Source organism: Streptococcus sp. NSSLK0004, assembly GCF_059039125.1.
The window spans coordinates 1,729,291-1,747,311 of record NZ_CM180142.1; the positions used below are offsets into that span (position 1 = coordinate 1,729,291).

The window sequence follows — 18,021 nt, forward strand, 5'->3', positions numbered from 1 at the left end:
ACAAGCCCACTAACGAACTTGTCTACTTACAAATTATTTTTTCTCTACTTTATGAAACTTAAATTCACCAAAGTTGTTATCTTTTTTCTCTTTATGGTCTTTGTGACGGCGTGGTTTATCTGAACGCTCCCGTTTTTCAGGCTCTACATAACCTTCTGGTTTTGGAAGAAGTGCCTTCATAGAAGCGTCAATACGTCCTTTATCATCAATCTTGATAACTTTGACATCGACAATATCGCCGATTTCAACTAGGTCTTCTGGTTTATTGACACGAGTCCAGGCCATTTCAGAAACGTGGACCAGAGCATCTGTCTTATCGAAGAGGTTGACAAAGGCACCGAATTTCTCCAAACGAACCACTTTTGCTTGGAAGACCTCGTCCACTTTTGCTTCACGAACAAGACCTGCGATGATTTCTTTGGTGCGCTCAATTGCAGCACGATCTGGTGAGAAGATAGCCACAAGACCGTCTTCGTCGATATCGATTTTCACGCCAGTTTCTGCAATAATCTTATCAATGGTTTCGCCACCCTTACCGATAACAATCTTGATTTTATCTACATCAATCTTGATAGTGTCAATCTTCGGTGCAGTTGGTGCCAAGTCAGGACGAACTTCTGGGATCGTCGCTTCAATCACATCAAGAATTTCAAAACGAGCTTTCTTAGCCTGTGCCAAGGCTTCTTCCAAGATTTGCGGCGTGATACCATCAATCTTGATGTCCATTTGAAGAGCTGTGATCCCGTCACGGGTACCAGCTACCTTGAAGTCCATGTCGCCGAAGTGGTCCTCAAGACCTTGAATATCGGTCAAGACAGTGTAGTTGGTACCGTCTGAAATCAGACCCATGGCAATCCCTGCAACTGGTGCCTTGATTGGCACACCACCAGCCATGAGGGCAAGGGTACCAGCTGTGATAGAAGCCTGTGATGAAGAACCGTTTGACTCCAAGACTTCTGCCACCAAGCGGATTGCGTAAGGGAAGTCTTCCAAGCTAGGCAATACCTGCTCAAGAGCACGCTCACCAAGGGCGCCGTGACCAATTTCACGACGACCTGGTGCACCGTAACGACCAGTTGAGCCAACTGAATATTGTGGGAAATTGTAGTGGTGCAAGAAGCGTTTCTTGTACTCATCATCCAAACCGTCGATGATTTGTGTTTCACCCATTGGAGCCAAGGTCAAGACAGAAAGAGCTTGCGTTTGACCACGGGTAAAGAGGCCTGAGCCGTGAACGTTTGGCAAGAAGTCCACTTCTGCATCTAGCGGACGAATTTCATCGACACGGCGACCGTCTGGGCGGACCTTGTCCTCTGTAATCAAACGACGAACCTCTGCGTGCTCCATGAGCTCCAAGATTTCATGAACGTCACGCATGATGCGGTCAAATTCTTCGTGTTCAGCGTATTTTTCTTCGTAAGCTGCGATGACGGTTTCACGCACCGCATTGGTCGCATCTTCACGGGCCAATTTTTCTTCAACCTGCACCGCTTTTTTCAAATCATCATTGTATGCTGCAACAATCTCAGCCTGCAATTCTGGATCCACTTGAAGAAGTTCCACATCTGCTTTTTCCTTGCCGACTGCTGCCACGATTTGGTTTTGGAAGTCAAGGAGTTCTTGAATGGCCGCATGACCTTTCAAAAGAGCTTCCAACATGATGTCTTCTGACAATTCTTTGGCACCAGATTCTACCATGTTGATGGCGTCTTTGTTACCAGCCACTGTCAAGTCGAGCAGTGACTCTTCCATCTGAGCCTTGTCAGGGTTGATGATGAGTTCACCATTGACATAGCCGACCTGCACACCTGCGATTGGACCGTTGAAAGGAATGTCTGAGATTGCCAATGCCAATGAAGAACCAAACATGGCTGCCATTGGAGCAGAAGCATCTGGATCGTAAGAAAGCACTGTGTTGATGACTTGGACTTCGTTACGGAATCCTTCCGCAAACATAGGGCGGATCGGACGGTCAATCAAACGAGCTGTCAAGGTCGCATCAGTTGACGGACGGCCTTCACGCTTCATCCAGCCACCTGGGAATTTCCCAGCAGCGTACATTTTCTCTTCATAGTTGACTTGGAGGGGGAAGAAGTCTCCCGTCGCCATTTTTTTGGACATAACCGCCGCAGTCAAGACTGTGGAGTCCCCATAGCGAACGACAACCGCACCGTTAGCTTGTTTGGCAACTTGACCTGTTTCAACGAACAATTTTTTGCCAGCAAAAACCGTTTCAAATACTTGTTTTGACATGAATTGTCTCCTATTTTCCTGAAAATTTTTTCTTGCGTGTTTTCTACAAAAGACAATCAAACAGACTTGTTTCACTCTCTTTTGCACAAAATCACGCATAATTCTTATTTTATCATATTTTAGGTAGAAATAAAGGCCTGAAACTATTTTTGACAAGAAAACATACTCATGATAAACTATTCAAAATAGTTGGAGGTAGAAAATGGAAACTTGCCATCTTGTAGTTCCTAGTTTAAAATGGAAGAATCAAATCTTAGCCTATAAAGAAGCATTTAGCAATGAACATCTTCATGGTGGTAGCAAACTGCAACAATTTGAAACAGTTGAGGAATGGCTAGAACACATTAAAGCTGTGTCATCTTATAGGACAAGTCATACAGAACGTTCTCCTTCTTCTACATTTCTTTGTATTCGTGAAATAGATCAACAGATGGTTGGCATTTGCACTATTCGCCACGATCTTAATCACGAGCATTTAAAGAATTATATTGGTCATATCGGCTATTCTATTCACCCAGAAGAGCGAAGAAAAGGCTATGCGACTGAACAACTACGACTTGCCCTACTGGAAGCTAAGAAATTGGAAATTGCCCAAGTCTTAATCACCGCTGCAGATTGGAATATTGCCTCTCAAAAAACCATCCTTGCAAATCGTGGTGTTTATGAGGATACCCGTATTGACCCTAATAGTAGCGAGCGTATGCTCCGATATTGGATTGAAAATTTGTAATATAAAAACCTCCAATGATACTAAATCGTTTGGAGGTTTTTTAAGTTACCGATTATTGAACTCTCAGACCAAATACTCGTTTTATATAAAGGTAAAATGAAATGGGTGTTTCACAAAATCCAACAAAGGGACATCGCTTTCATGGACATAGCCAACAACCATTTGGCGGTCGTCCTGAGGCAAGTCGACCAAACAAATTTCTAGTTCTGATTGATAGCGAAGAAACTGTTCATTAGCAAGAACAATATCTCCTCGTTTCCGATGTTTTGCTGGCCCTTGAATTGCATACCCTTTTAACTGATTCCTTGAATGGCTAGCACGTATGACATAGTCGCTAGCATCAATTCTATTTTCAAAATGCATTTCCTTCAATTGCTTTGGAACCTGTGCTGATAGAGCTATTATGCCTTTTGTCAGATATGAAAATCGTTCTAAGGAAGCACTTGATAAGGCATTATCCCCAATACATACATAATCACTTTCACAATACATCATACAATCGAGCGCAGATTGAATTGGATGAGATGCTCTATGTTCTTCAACGGTTGGAAGCCCTTCAAAAAGTGGAAATCGCTTGTTATCCCCAGGAATAAATGTGATGACCTTTAGTCCATAAGAGTGTAACCGACTATTTAGGTCACGAACACTATTCCTTCCCAAACCTGTATAGGGCTTAGGATAATAATTATGACATGCCAAAACTCTTGTTTTCTCAACACCATTTTCCATCATCTTTCTCAGAAGGTCATCTGACAATGTAGATGCATTTAAGACAAGTAAAAAATCTTCTGACAATGATTTCATGACTTCAATAGTAATTCCATCATCAATCCTAAGTGCTTTAATACCGAGCTTTTTAATCCCTTCTTTCCCATATCGCTTCAAACTATCTTGATTGATATCCACAATCAAGGTCAGCCCTTCTCGTTGACATTTTGTTACTATATGACGAATTTCTTCGTCTCCCTTCTCTTCTTCATTTATATTAAGCGAAGAGAAAACAAAGGAAAATCCTGCATTTTGATATTCTATAAACCACTTTTCCGAATCAGCAAATGAGTTAGATAAATAGAGTGAAAAACCGAAACGACTGAAGAAATCATTAACTTCCATATACGGTCTCAATTCTATCTTCATCCACACCAAAGAACCAAGTTAGTACAAAACCACCTACATATGCAGCCAGCATCGCTATAACAAATTGCAGTTGGCTTCCAGGTACCATGATTAACAGTCCAAACAAACCAGAAACTCCTTGAGATACAGTCCCTAAATGGAATAACACTGCCAAAATTCCGCCAAAACCTGAACCTAAACAAGCGGTTAGGAAAGGTTTGCCCAAAGGCAAAGTGACGGCGTACATCATCGGTTCACCAATTCCCAAGATTCCGACTGGAATAGAATCTCGTGTTAGTTGTTTCAACTTTTTATTTTTTGTTTTCAAAAAGAGTGCTAAACCAGCCCCGACTTGTCCACCACCTGCCATCATCAAAATAGGCAAGAGATAATTTATACCACCTGTTGGCCCAGACGGATCATTCAACAAAACATGTATTGGAGTCAATGCTTGGTGTAGTCCAACTGATACCAATGGTAAGAAGCCTGCTGACAAAATGTACCCACCTACTATACCTAGCTTCTCATATACAAAATTTAATCCACTATAAATAGCTGTGGTTAACACTTCTCCAAGAGGCTGAATGACTAACAAAGCAACCAGTCCACCCAATATTACTGTACAAAGAGGAGTCAAAAAAGTATCTAAAAAACTTGGCATATATTTTCGGATATTTCTTTCTAGAAATGCAAAGAAAATTCCAACAAATAGAGCCGCTAGCAAACCGCCTGCACTAGGTGAGAATGCCTTGTCCACAAAAGGTAATAAAATTGATTTGTCATCCACTACTGTCAACAAAGGCATTGAAGGAACCGCCACAGACATAGCTCCGGCCATTGCTCCCAAAATCGGACTTCCTTTAAATTCTTTCGCCGCATTCATTCCAACATAGATTGGCAAAAAAGTAAAGAGTCCCCAACTCATAGTCCTAATACATTGATACCACCATTCCATTGCAAAAGCATTCCCGGTTGATACATTAATGACATTTGTAATCCCATTTATTAAACCTGCCGCAATTATTCCAGGTAATATAGGTATAAAAATATTCGCAATTTTTTGCAAGAATCGTTGAACTGGCTTGTCGTACTTCTCTTTATTTATCCTTTTATTTGTAGCAGCAACATCCGCTGTTGTGTAATCTTCTTCAACACTTCCCAATGATATACCTGTCAGTTCTGAAAATGCTTGGCCAACCTTTGTCACTGTTCCAGGCCCAAAAACAATTTGAAGTGTATCTGCCTCAACAACTCCCAAAACACCTTCTATGTTTTTAAGATTATCAAGGTGAACCAGCTTGTCATCTCGTAACTGTAAACGAAGTCGTGTCATACAAACTGCATTCCCTAGGATATTTTCCCTGCCACCAACATTTTCAAGAACTTGCTTTGCAACATCTTTCGTATTTTTCATTTTAATTCTCCTTATCCAAAATTGATTGAATTGCGAATGAAATGTGATTATGATAGTTTTCCAGAAGTTTTTTTGCTTCTATTTGATCAAGTTGACTCAACTGCATCAAGATGGCTAATTTCACGTCTTGGTTGGCTTGTTGAAAAATATGTTCCGCCTCCATCTCTGTACAGCCAGTTGTTTCACAAATAATTCTTTTTGCTCGTTGAATCAATTTTTGATTGGTCGGTTGCACATCTACCATGAATCCTCGAAAAACTTTTCCTAGTTGTATCATCGAGGTGGTAGAAATCATATTCAGAATCATTTTTTGAGCTGTCCCAGCTTTCATTCGACTAGATCCCGTTACAACCTCTGGTCCAACTAATACTTCAATCGGAGCATCTACCAATGGGGAGATTTCCGCATCTTGTACACAGGAAATACTGGCCGTCTTAGCTCCAATTTCACGAGCATATGTGACTGCCTCAAGGACATATGGAGTCCTGCCCGAAGCGGCAAGCCCGATAACCACATCCTTAGCCGATATACCAATTTGTTGCAGATCCTCTACAGCAGCTACTCGGTTATCCTCTGCACCCTCTTTGGCGGCACGTACAGCCCCATTTCCTCCAGCAATCAGTCCTTGTACTAACTCTGGAGAAACTCCAAAAGTCGGCGGACACTCCGAAGCATCCAAAACTCCTAGCCTTCCTGAGGTTCCCGCTCCGATATAGATCAGTCTGCCATCCTTTTTCAAGCAGTCAACGACTATTTCTATTACTGCATTAATTTGTGGCAATATGCGTTGTACAGCTAAAGCAACCAGGCCATCTTCACGATTAATGTAGGCGGTGATTTCCCCAATAGACATTGTCTCAATAGCAAATGAGTCTGGATTGGACTGCTCTGTATTCAATCGTTCAATATCCATCTTATTCTCCTTTCTTTTTTTGTAAACGTTTGCTATAATCGTATTATACAACTTATGTATTATTATTTCAATGTTTTTTAGAAATAAAAGTAACTTTGTAACAGACTATGTTAGAAGGGAATCATTATGAATAGAAATATTTTAAATCACTCGATAGAGAATTTAACCCCTACCGAAAACAAATTATTGGATTATATTGAAGAGAACATCCATCGTATTGAAACAATGAATATCTATCAATTAGCCGATAACGCCGGAGTATCAACAGCTACAATCAGTCGAATCAGTAAAAAAATGGGCTATTCTAACTTTAATAAGTTAAAGATAGAAATAGCCAAATCGAAATATGATGATTTACTTAATGCTCACTTCACGCCATCAGATTCGATTGACGTTATTTCTACTAAATTAATTCATTCAATAACAATTTCAAATCAACAAACCGTCAGTTTTCTAAACTTGGAAGAATTAGAAGCCGCCGTAACATTATTACAAAACGCTTCTCGAATTTATTTATTTGGAGTTGGGGCATCAGGTATTGTTTGCAGTGACTTTTACTACAAGCTGAGTAGAATTGGTAAAACATGTATTTTTGCGCATGATACACATATTCAGATGGCCAATATTGCAACCGCTAGAAACGGTGACTTAGCAATCGGAATTAGTTATAGCGGAATGACAAAAGAAGTCGTAGAACCACTTCGTTTTGCAAAAGAAAATGGGGTTTCGACGATAACTATCACAGGAACTGGTAAGAATCAATTAGCAGATTTAGCCGATATTACATTTAGAATCCCACGACATGAGCATGAACTTCGAGTCGGGGCTATTACATCACGAAGCAACTCACTTTTCCTAACCGACTTGCTTTACCTAGCACTTATCCAGAATCATAAGCAAGAAGTCACAGCTATCTTAGAGCAAACAAAACATCTTACACAAGCAATCAGGTAGACCACCTGACGCCCCCTACAAAAGCAAATCCCCTAGGCACCATTGAATCTTTTATTGAAGCAAGCAATCCATATGATAGTGAAAAAGACAAAAAACACAGCTCAGTATATAAGATACTGTGCTGTGCTTTTTTCTATACCTTCTAATTAACGACGGAGTCCGAGTGAGTGAATCAATTCACGGTAACGGTTAACGTCTGTGCGGCGTAGGTATGCCAACAAGTTACGACGGCGACCGATTTTTTTCATCAAACCACGGTAAGTTGCGTGGTCTTTTTTGTGTTGTTTGATGTGGTCGTTAAGGTGGTTGATTTCCCAAGTAAGTACTGCTACTTGAACTTCAACTGAACCTGTGTCGCCTTCATGACGAGCATATTGTGCCATGATTTCATTTTTTTTCTCTTTTGAGATTGCCATGATATGTTCTCCTTTGTTTTTGAGCCTAATCCGAGTGACAGGTTGGCGACCTGTAACCAAGAAAAAGCTAGATTTGTCCTTTTGGACCTCATTCATTCTATCAAGGAATTCAGTTTTTGTCAACTGATTTGAGAACTAGCTGAGCTGCTCTGCTAGTTTTCCAAAAAAAGCCAGCCGGAGCTGACTTTCTGCTTGTATATCATCACATTTACTCAGCCTTTTCTGCCTTTGGCAAGATAAGGTTGAGGACGATGCCGACAATGGCTGAGAGGGCTGTACCTGAAAGGGTGATGGCACCGATGTTGAGAACTGCTCCACCGAGGCCTAAAACAAGCATAGAGCTTGCGATAATCAGGTTGCGGACTTGACCGAAATCAACACGGCTTTCAATCAAAACTTTCAAACCGTTTGAGGCGATAACACCGTAGAGCAAGATAGACATCCCACCAAGCACTGCACTTGGAATGGTGGAGATAAGGGCTGTAAATTTACCCAAGAATGAGAAGGCAATGGCAATCAAGGCTGCGTTACGGATAACGGACACTGATGCGATACGGGTCATACCGATAACCCCTGTATTTTCACCATAAGTCGTGTTAGCAGGTCCACCGATAAAGGCAGATACGGCAGTCGCCACACCGTCACCAATCAAGGTACGGCTGAGACCAGGATCCTTCAGGAACTGGCGGCCACAGATTTGGCTTAGAACCGTGTGGTCTCCGATATGCTCTGCGATGGTCACCACTGCGATTGGCAAGATGGCAATCATTTCTGGACCGAAGTAGAAATTGTAGGATTTGAAAGCACCTGTTTCAAATGGTAGGTAGAAACCTGGCAATTCAAACCAAGCTGCTTCCAGAACAGGTGTAAAGTCAACTAGTCCGAGGAAGATAGCAATCACATAACCACCGATGATAGCAATCAAGAAAGGAACAATCTTGGCGAAGCCTTTCCCTTTGGTATTGACAAAAGCCGCAATCAAGAAGGTTGCAATCGCCACTACGACGTTTTTCCAGTCACCGTCTGCAACGAAGCCTGCCGAGGTTACCGCAGAGTTGGCAAGGCCAAGACCGATAACGATAATCATCGGACCGATGACAACTGGTGGCAAGAGACTGTCAATCCACTTGGTGCCGATAACTTTAACAAGTGCAGCAATCAGCACATAAATCAAACCAACGAAGAGAATGCCTGTCTGAGCTGCCGACACATCACCGCCCATTTCCTTAATGGCGAGGGCCATAGCTGAGATGTAGGCGAAGGATGAACCCAAGTAAACTGGAACTTTAAACTGGGTTGCCACTTGGTAAATCAAGGTTCCGACACCTGATGCAAAGAGAGCCACGGAAACTGGCATACCGAGAATCAGCGGCACCAAGATTGTCGCTCCAAACATAGCGAACACGTGCTGGAAACTCAACAAAATCCCTTGAAGCGGTGCTGGTTTCTCATGGACATCAAACAAAAGATTGGCTTTTGTACTCATAAATCTCCCATTCTGGGTACACAAAAAGACCCAGACTTTCTAAATATACATAGTCATAGGCCCTTAATGAATTATCCTGTTGTCTTTCTCACCTCACGGGATGAGTTTAAAAACCTACGCTTTTGGTATTGTAGCACAAAGTGGTAGTTTTTGGCAAGGAATTTTCGAGACTTTTTAGTATTGTTCGGGAAAATAGCAGAGCGGGGGAGCGAGTTCTATGCTGCCAGGTGATTACTGCTATTTATCCGATTCCTTCTCCACTTTTCGTAAGATAGCATCATCATAACAAGATGGACTTGGAAAAGTTATCACAATAAAGAAAAGGACTACCTAATTTAGGTAATCCTTAATATAAATTTTTCTATTTATAATAGACCATTTCTGAGCCATCTTTTATTCGAAATTACTCCTACAAATAAACTTAGAACAATTAAAATTAGTATATAAGGTATTACAACAACAAAGTCATATAGTTTAATAAACTCTCCTTTAGAAAATACTTTTTCAACTAGAACATATAAATAATTAGATGCATCAAAAATTGCAACGAATTTGAAAAAACCTCCTACGGCAACAAGAATGATAGATAATATCCAATAAAATAGCGATACTCCTAACGAGATTAACAAATTTGAAAATATTAAACTAATTGTGCCAATAATCAAGATATATTGAAGAACAATTACTGAAAACATCAATAAAGAAAATATAAAATGGAAACTACTAAAATTAAGTAATAATGCTGTTAAAATATTAGAAATAAAAATTGAAAAAACAAATTCAAATAAGAGTACTGTCACTTTTGTAAAAAAGAATTTTAGTGAATTGTTACCCGAGAAGAAGTTGAATAAAATTGTTTTATCAGCATAGTCCTTATTAAAAAAATAGACAATTACAAAACCAAATAACAAAAAACCAAACTGGGTAAAAACTGTGTAAGTACTGAAATAAAAATCACCTATACTAAGTTTACTAACTTTATCAATCCCAACAGGTAAAATATAACCCAAAATATAAGATAAAATAACAGAAGAAAAAATATAAAGTAATGTCTTATTTCTAAACGACTTAATAAATTCCGTTTTTAACATATTAAATTTCTCCTATATACCACTTTATTGCTTCGTCTGCTGTTGAAATTCGGTATAATCTTTGATTATCAATAATAAAATAATTTCCATGCAATGTTCTAATGTCACTCAAATCATGAGAAATATTTATAATAATTTTTTCTGGATGTTTTTTACTATATTTTTTTAAAAAAATATGAATTTCATTAACAGTAGCTTTATCAAGTGCATTAGTAATTTCATCAAGAATAATAATTTCTTTATTCCTAGATAATAAAATATATAATTTTATTTTCTGATTTTGTCCATCACTTAATTTTTTTAATGGAATATTATTTGGCACATTTTCTAAACCTAGTAATCGATAAATCTCAGTTGACAAAGACCAACTTACTGTTTTTATCACATCATTTAGCGTCAATTCCTTGGGTAAATTTGAATAACTCGAAATAACCAATGTTCTATTCGGAATATTCTTTGAAAAATATCCTCCCCTATTTAAAATAAAATCTTTGGCAAGTTGAGATTTCCCAGAACCATTTCGTCCAATTACATGATTTATTGTCCCTTCTTCGAAATATAATTCTGAGTCTTTCAATAAAACTTTTTTCCCGATTACCAGGTTATAATTTTTTACTATCATCACTCATCCTCCAAAATCTTACCTGCTTCAGAAAGCAACCTGTCCAAAAATTAACAATTAGTTAGTGTGCAGAACCTGCGATCCATCTATTTTTTGAACTTTTAACAAAATACCATAAATCGTTTACATTATCCAATTCATTTTTTTTAGTTAAAACCTTTTCAAAATTCATATCACTAAGTACAGTTTTTGTTTCACGTTTGATATTTTCTGATTGTTTCATAAATTTTTCCTCCACAATATGCAGGACAGGTTACTCACTGAAACAAGTAAAATTTTAGTTATAAACTCCAAATAAACCAAATAGTATATACAATAGCCAATAAAATATTTACTGTTTTTATTATTTGAATGAAACAACTATTTTCTTCAAAATTTTTCTTTTCTTCAATACCTTTCAACGATAAAATGACTTTATACCCGTCTGAATTCATTATAGGCAAAGAATTAAATATAATATCAATTGACATATATTTTGCTAAATATACCAAAAGAATATTATTTAAAATAATACCCAATAGAAATACAACTCAGCAATATTCTTAAAGTACAAGTCATCTTTATTTATTTTATTCGCACGTCCAACTGGTGAAGCAGGTACAACTGTAATTTGAACCCCAAAAATACTCTCTCCTAATTGTTCCAGTAAACCAATCCCTTTATTAGTTTTATCAGCAACCATATTCACTGCTACTTCCATCTTGAACTCCCTAACAATCGTAAGTAGTCTCCTAATATTTTCTACTGGAATATACTTAGCATGGTAATCATCAAAACTAATCGTTAGATATTTTAACCCTGCTTCAGTTAATTCCGTTAGAATTCTTCGAGTAGTGCGATCATTAGTAGCCCAAAATCCATTTGAAATCAATGTAACTTCTTTGCCGACTGAAGAAAGTCTTTTTGTAATTTCTAATACTTTCGCTTTCCTTAATAATGCTTCTCCACCTGTTAATGATACTACTTTTACATCTTCATGATTTTCAGCATACTGAACAATTTTTTCAATTTCAAAATCAGTTAGATAATAATCAGAATTTGGCAGACACCCAAAGCAACAATGAGCACATTTCGCATTACATTTCTGTGTTAAATTTAAAACTATACTTTTCATAAGAATGTCCCTCTAATTTCATTACTTAGTTATAGGAATAATAGTAGTAACCACATAGCTTTTACCTCCACTTATTTATGCAACTATATTACCAGTGGTATAAATCATATTGATTTTTTGTTGCAAATCATATATACTGGTTGCAAATAAGTTACATAGGAGAGTTATAATGAATTTCGGCCAGACAGTTGAATTTATTAGGCATCAAAAAAATTTTTCAATAAAACAGATTTGTGGTGACTATTTATCCAGACAAACTTATTACCGTTTTGTAAAAAACGAAATTGATATCTCCTCAAAAAAACTTTTTTACATTCTAAACAATTTAAATGTTAATGTAGATGAATTTCTTTTTATTAGTAATAATTTTCAGTCACCTCAAGAATTCCTTGATATGGAGAACTTAAAACTTCACTTTGAAAATAAGAATACCCAAAAATTAAATACGCTTTTAGATGATTACTCTACAAAATCGACAATTAAAGAACAAGTTTTTCATGCACTTATTTCAGTACTAATTGGTCGATTGACAAATAAGCACTTTGAAGCAGAAGAACAATTTTTGAAAACTTACCTTATTAATATAGAAACATGGACTCACTATGAGACCGTTCTATTCAATAATTCCATGTTCATTTTTGACAACAACTTTATTGAACTCGTATTTTCTAAAGTCAATTATAATCTGAATAAATACTCGACACTTAGATATTATGGGAACGAATCAATAAGAATGTTTATTAATATGATTATTCTCTATATTGATAGACAAGATTTGCGACGTGCAAAATCAACACTAGAAACTATAAAAAATTTAAAAATAAATGATGATTGTCTCTATGAAAAAAGTTGTATATTATTTTTTGATGAAGTTTTAAATTTTTTAGAAAAAAAATCTACTGACTTGAAAATTAGCAATTCAATAATTTCTTTCTTCAAAACTGTAGGAAGCACTTCGATTGCAAATATGTTTGAATTATATATAGAAAATTTAGTAAGGAATTTTCCTATAAATCCTTGATATATAAAAAATCTAGTTGGTTAACATTAACCAACTAGATTTTTCTTTTTTTCTCCTGTTTTCTATACTTAAAACACCCAAACCAATTATGACAATATTAAAACCAGTATAGAAGGTGGTAAAACTCCAAACTCCATTAGCTGCTAAATCTTCTGTATAGAGGTATCTCTCGGTAAAGAAGAGGTAAATTCCATAGATTTCAATAAAGACTAATCCACTGATGAGCTCGATAAGAAACAAAGTACCTGAAACTTTCACAATCTGATAAGGGATAAGAAATATCAGTCCTATTGCTACGATGATCAAAAGGCTTTGTAGAATTTGCTCCAACATCTTACACCTCTTTTTAGGATAACTGCTTATAATACTTATAGTAAACTATAAGTCAATTGCTTTATGTAGGTTTATTACTAGAGGTTATACAAAAACAGACAGAAATCATCTGCCTGCTCTGCTTTTTTCCCTTAAAACTTACCAAGATTGGTCAAGTCTTTTTTCTCTGGCATGACTTCCTTGTTGTCCCAGTGCTCGACAATCTTACCGTCTTTGAGGCGGTAGATGTCAAAGTGGGCGTAGTCCTGACCTGCAATCCAGATTTTCGAATAAGCCACGACGTAGTCACCCTGTCCCATCACCTTGAAGACAAAATCGTAGTCGACAGCCTTATCGACCAGATAGTCCTTATAGGCCGCACCGCCTTGGGCGATTTCTTGGTTGTGCTGAATCAGGTCCGCTGCCACATAATTGTCAAACTTCTCGATTTCCCCATTTTGAAGAACATCGACCAAGAAACGACGGACGATTTTCTTGTTGTCCTCAGTCTTGTCTAGGTCCGTCAATTCAAAGGCAGCGTAAATCGGGTCTGTTTGGCCAATGGTTTTTGGATAGGCATCAATGACATCCCAATGCTCGACGATACGACCATTTTCATCTGAACGGAAAATGTCCGCCGTCACCCACTCAGCCTCACCGTCATTGAGTTTCTGGTGGACATGGACAAAGACGAAATTTCCGTCTTCAATGGCACGAACAATATTTATTTCCCGCTTGGGATTGCGTTTGAAAAAATCCGCAAAGAAAGCCGCAAAGCCCTCTTTCTCATCAGGAACACCCGTACTGTGCTGAGTGTAAGTGGCTCCCATATAGTTTTCATGAACTTCCTTGATTTCCCCGTCGCGAATGCCACGAAGGTAAAGATTTTTAGCATTTTCTAGTTGATGTGACATAGTATTTTCTCCTATTTTAGTAGATTTTCTTTCTCGAGGTATTCCCTGGCCACCTGCTCTGCCGACTCGCCTTCCACATCGACCGCATAGTTCATCTGGGTCATTTCCTCGGTCGATATTTTGCCCGAAAGAACCCCCAAAACTTGCTCCAACTCAGGATAGTTCTCTAAGGTTTCTTTGGTCAATAGCGGAGCGGCCTGATAAGGTGGGAAGAGCTCTTTGTCGTCTTCCAGGATTTTCAGCTTGTAAGAAACAATCTTGCTATCCGTTGAGTAGGCATCAACTAGCTGCACATCTCCATTTTTAATAGCTTCGTAGCGAAGGGCAGGCTCCATGGTTTTGACATTGAGGTTTAGGCCGTACAGATTGGTCAGACCGATATTCCCGTCCTCTCGGTCATTAAACTCCAAAGAGAAGCCTGCGACAGCAGTCTGCTGCACTTTTGCCAAATCCGAAATCTTTTCAAGACCGTTTTTCTGAGCATAGTCTTCCGTCACAGCTAAGGCATAGGTGTTTTGAAAGTCTGTCGGAGCCAGATAAACCAGGCTATCCTGCTTCAAAATCGCTTCTTTTGCGTAGGTATAAACCTCCTCAGGATTGTTGGACAGGTCGGACGGTGGACTAGTCAAAAGAGTGGTCGTAATGGTACCAGTGTACTCAGGGTAAATATCAATCGAGCCTGATTTGAGGGCTTCATAGAGAAAGCTGGTCTTGCCAAAGTTTGGCTCCAGCTCCACCTCGATATCCGTCTGGTCTTCAATCAAGAGTTTATACATATTGATGAGGATTTCAGGCTCTGCCCCCAATTTCCCAGCGATGACTAGCTTTTTCGATGACGATTGGTTGAGCGGAACATAGCTAGCTCCGACTGCCAAAAGTGTCACTAAGAGAGCCGCCAGAATAGTACGAGGCTTCTTGTCCTGTAAGAACTTGATGACCGAGCCAAAGAGGACAGCCAAGACGGCTGATGACACCGCCCCAATCAAAATCAGGGCCGAATCATTGCGGTCAATTCCCAAGAGGATAAAAGAGCCCAAACCGCCCGCACCGACCAAGGCAGCAAGCGTTGCCGTTCCAATAATCATAATGGACGCCGTCCGAATGCCAGACATGAGAATAGGCATAGCTAGAGCCAGCTGGAACTTACGCAGTTTTTCTAGCTTGGTCATCCCAAAAGCTGTCGCAGCCTCCTCTAGCGAGGGATCGATTTCCGAAAGTCCGGTCAAGGTTCCCTGCAAAATGGGGAAAATGGCGTAGATGACTAAAGCCACTACTGCAGGCAAAGTACCGATACCCATAAAGGGAATGAAAAGTCCCAGCAGTGCCAAGGACGGAATGGTCTGGAAAACGCCTGTCACCTGCAAGCTCCACTCGGTCAACTTTTTCTTGTTAGACAAGACCAAGCCAAGCGGCACCGCAATGGCAATGGCGATAATTAAGGCCAGAAGGGAAATCCGCAGGTGCTCAAAGAGGGCTGTCAGCCAGTCCGCCTTGCGTTCCAGAAAGGTTGTTACCAACTGTTCCATTAGGCACCTCCCCGATTTTTCATAAATTCAACAACAAAGTCATTAGCAGGCTGGTTGCGAAGCTCATCAGGCGTGCCCAACTGAACTACCTCACCTGCCTTCATCAAACAAATACGGTCTGCCAGCTTAACCGCTTCGTCCATATCATGCGTGACGAAAACCGTTGTCATCTTAAATTCTTCATGCAAGTCTTTGATTAAGTCCTGCAACTGCCCCTTACTAATAGGGTCTAGGGCTGAGAAAGGCTCATCCATCAGCAAGACCTTGGGATTGGCAATGATCGCTCGCAGAATCCCAATCCGCTGCTTTTCTCCACCAGACAAGTCCTTGGGCAAACGGTCCAAATAGCTGTCCGGATCCAAACCAACCTTGGTCAAGAGTTGTCTGGATTTTTTCAAGGTTTCTTCCTTGTTCAAGCCCTTCATCTCAGGAATGAGAGCGATATTTTCAGCCACTGTCATATTTGGAAATAGAGCAATCTGTTGCAGGACATAGCCAGTTTCCAAGCGTAGCTCACGCAGGTCAAAGTCTTTCAGCCGCTTGCCCTGAATCCGAATATCTCCGTCTGTCTGCTCAATCAAGCGGTTAATCAATTTCAGCGTGGTTGTTTTTCCGCTACCGCTTGGTCCAATCAGGACAAAGAACTCCCCTTCTTGAATGTCAAAGGTCAAATTCTTCAAGATTGGCCCGCTGACCTGACAGGTCAAGGACACATTTTGGTACTCAATCATCATTTTCTCCTCCTAAAATTTCCGTCAAGGCCTGTCCATAGCGACCAAAGAGGTCTAGTAACTGCTCCTGTTCTTCCAAGCTGAACTGGGACAGGGCTGTTTTTTCCGCCTCTTCCAAGGGGTCCAAAATCCGACTGGCATAGACACGGCCTTCCTCGGTCAATTTGAACTTCTTATACCGTTTGTCTGCTGGATTTTCCTCAAAAAAGACATAGCCCTTATCAAGAAATTTCTTAATGGTGGCATTGACCACCTGCTTACTAGAGTAAGTCTTCTTACTGACCAAATTCTGTGTCACACCTCTGGGATAATAATAAAGCCACATAAGGATCGATAAGCACTTGCCGTTTAGCCCCTGTCGCCTTGCATAACCCTCGTAGAGCCCGACCTGCTGGTCAAAGATACGGGCCAAGTTCTTACTCCGCTGTCTCAATTCTGTCATCATCTTCCTCCCTATTCAATACAATCACCTTACCTAAAGCCTCCGCCCCCTCTAAATAGCGGTGAGCCTCCTGTATGGTATCCAAACTAAAAATTTTCTCAGGCCCAACTGGCACCTGATAACGAGCTAGGTAGTCAAACATCTCCTGCAACTTGTCCTGATTGACATTGCCCGAATAAAAAGTAGTCAAATAGACATTCTGCCGCAACTGCTCAATGGGGTCAAAGTCCTCCAGATACCACTTGCCACCCAGCTGCCCCGTCGAGCAGATGATACCACCCTCCTCCAGATGAGCCAGGGAATCCGCTAGAGTAGCAGGACCAACCAGCTCAAGAATCTTGCTGAAGGTCAGGTCCGTCTGCAATCGTCCCTCTTTTTCTAGGATGACTTGGCTGAAACCAGAGGCCAACAGTTGATCGGTCTTTTCTAGCTTGCGGACAGAAGCGTAGATAGTCAGGTCTGGAAACTGGCTCCGCACCAATTTGACAAAGGCCTGTCCAACCCCGCTAGCCCCAGCACGCACCAAGATTCGATCTGACGCTTCCAGCTTGAGATTTTTCATGGAACCGTAGGCAGTGTAGTAGGTTTCAGGGACGCTAGCTAGCTCCGCCCAGCCCAAATCAGTCTGGACAGGGTAGAGAATTTGATTAGGGACCAGAGCGTACTCTGCGTAACCACCGTCAAAGGCCCGCCCCAGCTCGCCCATGATAGATACAACCTTTTGTCCGACTGGTAACCTGTCTGGCTCTGTTGTTTTCTCAATGACGCCGACCAATTCAATCCCCAAAATCCGTGGAAATACTACACTTGGTGACAGACCCTGTCTAGTAAAAATCTCCGAATGATTGATACCAAAGCCTTTGATTTTTACCAAGGACCAGCCTGTTTTCACCTGCGGTTTGGCAATTTCTTTTACTTCCAAAACCTCTGGCCCACCAGCCTGTGATACTACAACAGCCTTCATAG

General features: G+C 40.0%; 20 protein-coding genes. 3 read left to right on the plus strand and 17 right to left on the minus strand.

Going from position 1 to position 18,021, the window contains the following annotated elements; translation table 11 throughout:
* Window positions 1-33 precede the first annotated feature (33 nt).
* Window positions 34-2,253 (minus strand): polyribonucleotide nucleotidyltransferase, encoded by a 2,220-nt coding sequence (gene pnp / locus AC4CS8_RS08905; RefSeq protein WP_493892845.1) that lies wholly within the window; start codon window positions 2,251-2,253, stop codon window positions 34-36.
* A gap of 202 nt (window positions 2,254-2,455) precedes the next feature.
* On the opposite strand from pnp, the gene AC4CS8_RS08910 reads away from it, so the two are divergent.
* Window positions 2,456-2,983: a GNAT family N-acetyltransferase gene (locus tag AC4CS8_RS08910; protein WP_493892846.1), complete on the plus strand. Its 528-nt coding sequence runs from the start codon at window positions 2,456-2,458 to the stop codon at window positions 2,981-2,983.
* Window positions 2,984-3,064: 81 nt separating this feature from the next.
* Here the strand turns inward: AC4CS8_RS08910 and AC4CS8_RS08915 are convergent, their stop codons facing one another.
* Genes AC4CS8_RS08915 through murQ form a run of 3 tightly spaced genes read right to left on the minus strand, consistent with a single transcriptional unit; the run spans window position 3,065 to window position 6,426 of the window.
* Window positions 3,065-4,096, minus strand: a complete 1,032-nt coding sequence (locus AC4CS8_RS08915) for a MupG family TIM beta-alpha barrel fold protein (RefSeq protein ID WP_493892847.1) — start codon at window positions 4,094-4,096, stop codon at window positions 3,065-3,067.
* Complete coding sequence (locus AC4CS8_RS08920) at window positions 4,086-5,513, minus strand: PTS transporter subunit EIIC (RefSeq protein WP_493892848.1); 1,428 nt, start codon at window positions 5,511-5,513, stop codon at window positions 4,086-4,088. Before AC4CS8_RS08920 ends, AC4CS8_RS08915 begins: the two co-directional genes overlap by 11 nt.
* 1 nt (window position 5,514) lies before the next feature.
* Window positions 5,515-6,426, minus strand: a complete 912-nt coding sequence (gene murQ, locus AC4CS8_RS08925; RefSeq protein ID WP_493892849.1) for an N-acetylmuramic acid 6-phosphate etherase — start codon at window positions 6,424-6,426, stop codon at window positions 5,515-5,517.
* Window positions 6,427-6,552: 126 nt separating this feature from the next.
* Here murQ and AC4CS8_RS08930 point away from each other — a divergent pair, with 126 nt between their 5' ends.
* The gene (locus AC4CS8_RS08930; RefSeq protein WP_493892850.1) at window positions 6,553-7,380 is read left to right on the plus strand and encodes a MurR/RpiR family transcriptional regulator; all 828 of its coding nucleotides are present in this window, start codon (window positions 6,553-6,555) and stop codon (window positions 7,378-7,380) included.
* Window positions 7,381-7,526: 146 nt separating this feature from the next.
* Here the strand turns inward: AC4CS8_RS08930 and rpsO are convergent, their stop codons facing one another.
* The 7 genes from rpsO to AC4CS8_RS08965 all read right to left on the minus strand — a co-directional run bounded on the left by rpsO (window position 7,527) and on the right by AC4CS8_RS08965 (window position 12,109).
* On the minus strand, window positions 7,527-7,796 hold the full coding sequence (gene rpsO / locus AC4CS8_RS08935) for a 30S ribosomal protein S15 (RefSeq protein WP_002938849.1): 270 nt from the start codon (window positions 7,794-7,796) through the stop codon (window positions 7,527-7,529).
* A gap of 208 nt (window positions 7,797-8,004) precedes the next feature.
* Entirely contained in the window at window positions 8,005-9,282 is a 1,278-nt protein-coding gene (locus tag AC4CS8_RS08940) for a uracil-xanthine permease family protein (protein WP_493892851.1), read from the minus strand.
* 365 nt (window positions 9,283-9,647) lie between these two features.
* A complete protein-coding gene (gene yydJ / locus AC4CS8_RS08945; protein ID WP_105117321.1) occupies window positions 9,648-10,373 on the minus strand; it encodes a YydJ family epipeptide exporter permease subunit in 726 nt (241 codons plus the stop codon).
* A gap of 1 nt (window position 10,374) precedes the next feature.
* Entirely contained in the window at window positions 10,375-10,995 is a 621-nt protein-coding gene (gene yydI / locus AC4CS8_RS08950; protein WP_105117320.1) for a YydI family epipeptide exporter ATP-binding subunit, read from the minus strand.
* Window positions 10,996-11,056: 61 nt separating this feature from the next.
* Window positions 11,057-11,218, minus strand: a complete 162-nt coding sequence (locus AC4CS8_RS08955; RefSeq protein ID WP_493892852.1) for an epipeptide YydF family RiPP — start codon at window positions 11,216-11,218, stop codon at window positions 11,057-11,059.
* Window positions 11,219-11,276: 58 nt separating this feature from the next.
* Window positions 11,277-11,465 (minus strand): hypothetical protein, encoded by a 189-nt coding sequence (locus AC4CS8_RS08960; RefSeq protein WP_493892853.1) that lies wholly within the window; start codon window positions 11,463-11,465, stop codon window positions 11,277-11,279.
* A gap of 32 nt (window positions 11,466-11,497) precedes the next feature.
* A complete protein-coding gene (locus AC4CS8_RS08965; protein WP_493892854.1) occupies window positions 11,498-12,109 on the minus strand; it encodes a radical SAM protein in 612 nt (203 codons plus the stop codon).
* 169 nt (window positions 12,110-12,278) lie between these two features.
* Between AC4CS8_RS08965 and AC4CS8_RS08970 the strand changes: the two genes are divergently transcribed.
* The gene (locus AC4CS8_RS08970) at window positions 12,279-13,130 is read left to right on the plus strand and encodes a helix-turn-helix domain-containing protein (RefSeq protein WP_493892855.1); all 852 of its coding nucleotides are present in this window, start codon (window positions 12,279-12,281) and stop codon (window positions 13,128-13,130) included.
* Between the two features lie 12 nt (window positions 13,131-13,142).
* On the opposite strand, the gene AC4CS8_RS08975 is transcribed toward AC4CS8_RS08970, so the two are convergent.
* The 6 genes from AC4CS8_RS08975 to AC4CS8_RS09000 form a co-directional block, all read right to left on the minus strand.
* Entirely contained in the window at window positions 13,143-13,463 is a 321-nt protein-coding gene (locus tag AC4CS8_RS08975; RefSeq protein ID WP_493892856.1) for a DUF5966 family protein, read from the minus strand.
* 131 nt (window positions 13,464-13,594) lie between these two features.
* Window positions 13,595-14,356: a nuclear transport factor 2 family protein gene (locus tag AC4CS8_RS08980; RefSeq protein ID WP_493892857.1), complete on the minus strand. Its 762-nt coding sequence runs from the start codon at window positions 14,354-14,356 to the stop codon at window positions 13,595-13,597.
* 11 nt (window positions 14,357-14,367) lie between these two features.
* Window positions 14,368-15,882 carry an ABC transporter permease/substrate-binding protein gene (locus AC4CS8_RS08985; protein ID WP_493892858.1) on the minus strand — a complete coding sequence of 505 codons (1,515 nt, stop codon included), beginning with the start codon at window positions 15,880-15,882 and terminating at the stop codon, window positions 14,368-14,370.
* Window positions 15,882-16,613 carry an ABC transporter ATP-binding protein gene (locus AC4CS8_RS08990; RefSeq protein WP_318819332.1) on the minus strand — a complete coding sequence of 244 codons (732 nt, stop codon included), beginning with the start codon at window positions 16,611-16,613 and terminating at the stop codon, window positions 15,882-15,884. The genes AC4CS8_RS08985 and AC4CS8_RS08990 overlap by 1 nt, the downstream gene beginning before the upstream one ends.
* On the minus strand, window positions 16,606-17,055 hold the full coding sequence (locus AC4CS8_RS08995) for a MarR family transcriptional regulator (RefSeq protein WP_172094785.1): 450 nt from the start codon (window positions 17,053-17,055) through the stop codon (window positions 16,606-16,608). The genes AC4CS8_RS08990 and AC4CS8_RS08995 overlap by 8 nt, the downstream gene beginning before the upstream one ends.
* Window positions 17,030-18,019 (minus strand): zinc-binding dehydrogenase, encoded by a 990-nt coding sequence (locus tag AC4CS8_RS09000; RefSeq protein WP_493892859.1) that lies wholly within the window; start codon window positions 18,017-18,019, stop codon window positions 17,030-17,032. The genes AC4CS8_RS08995 and AC4CS8_RS09000 overlap by 26 nt, the downstream gene beginning before the upstream one ends.
* Window positions 18,020-18,021: the final 2 nt, after the last annotated feature.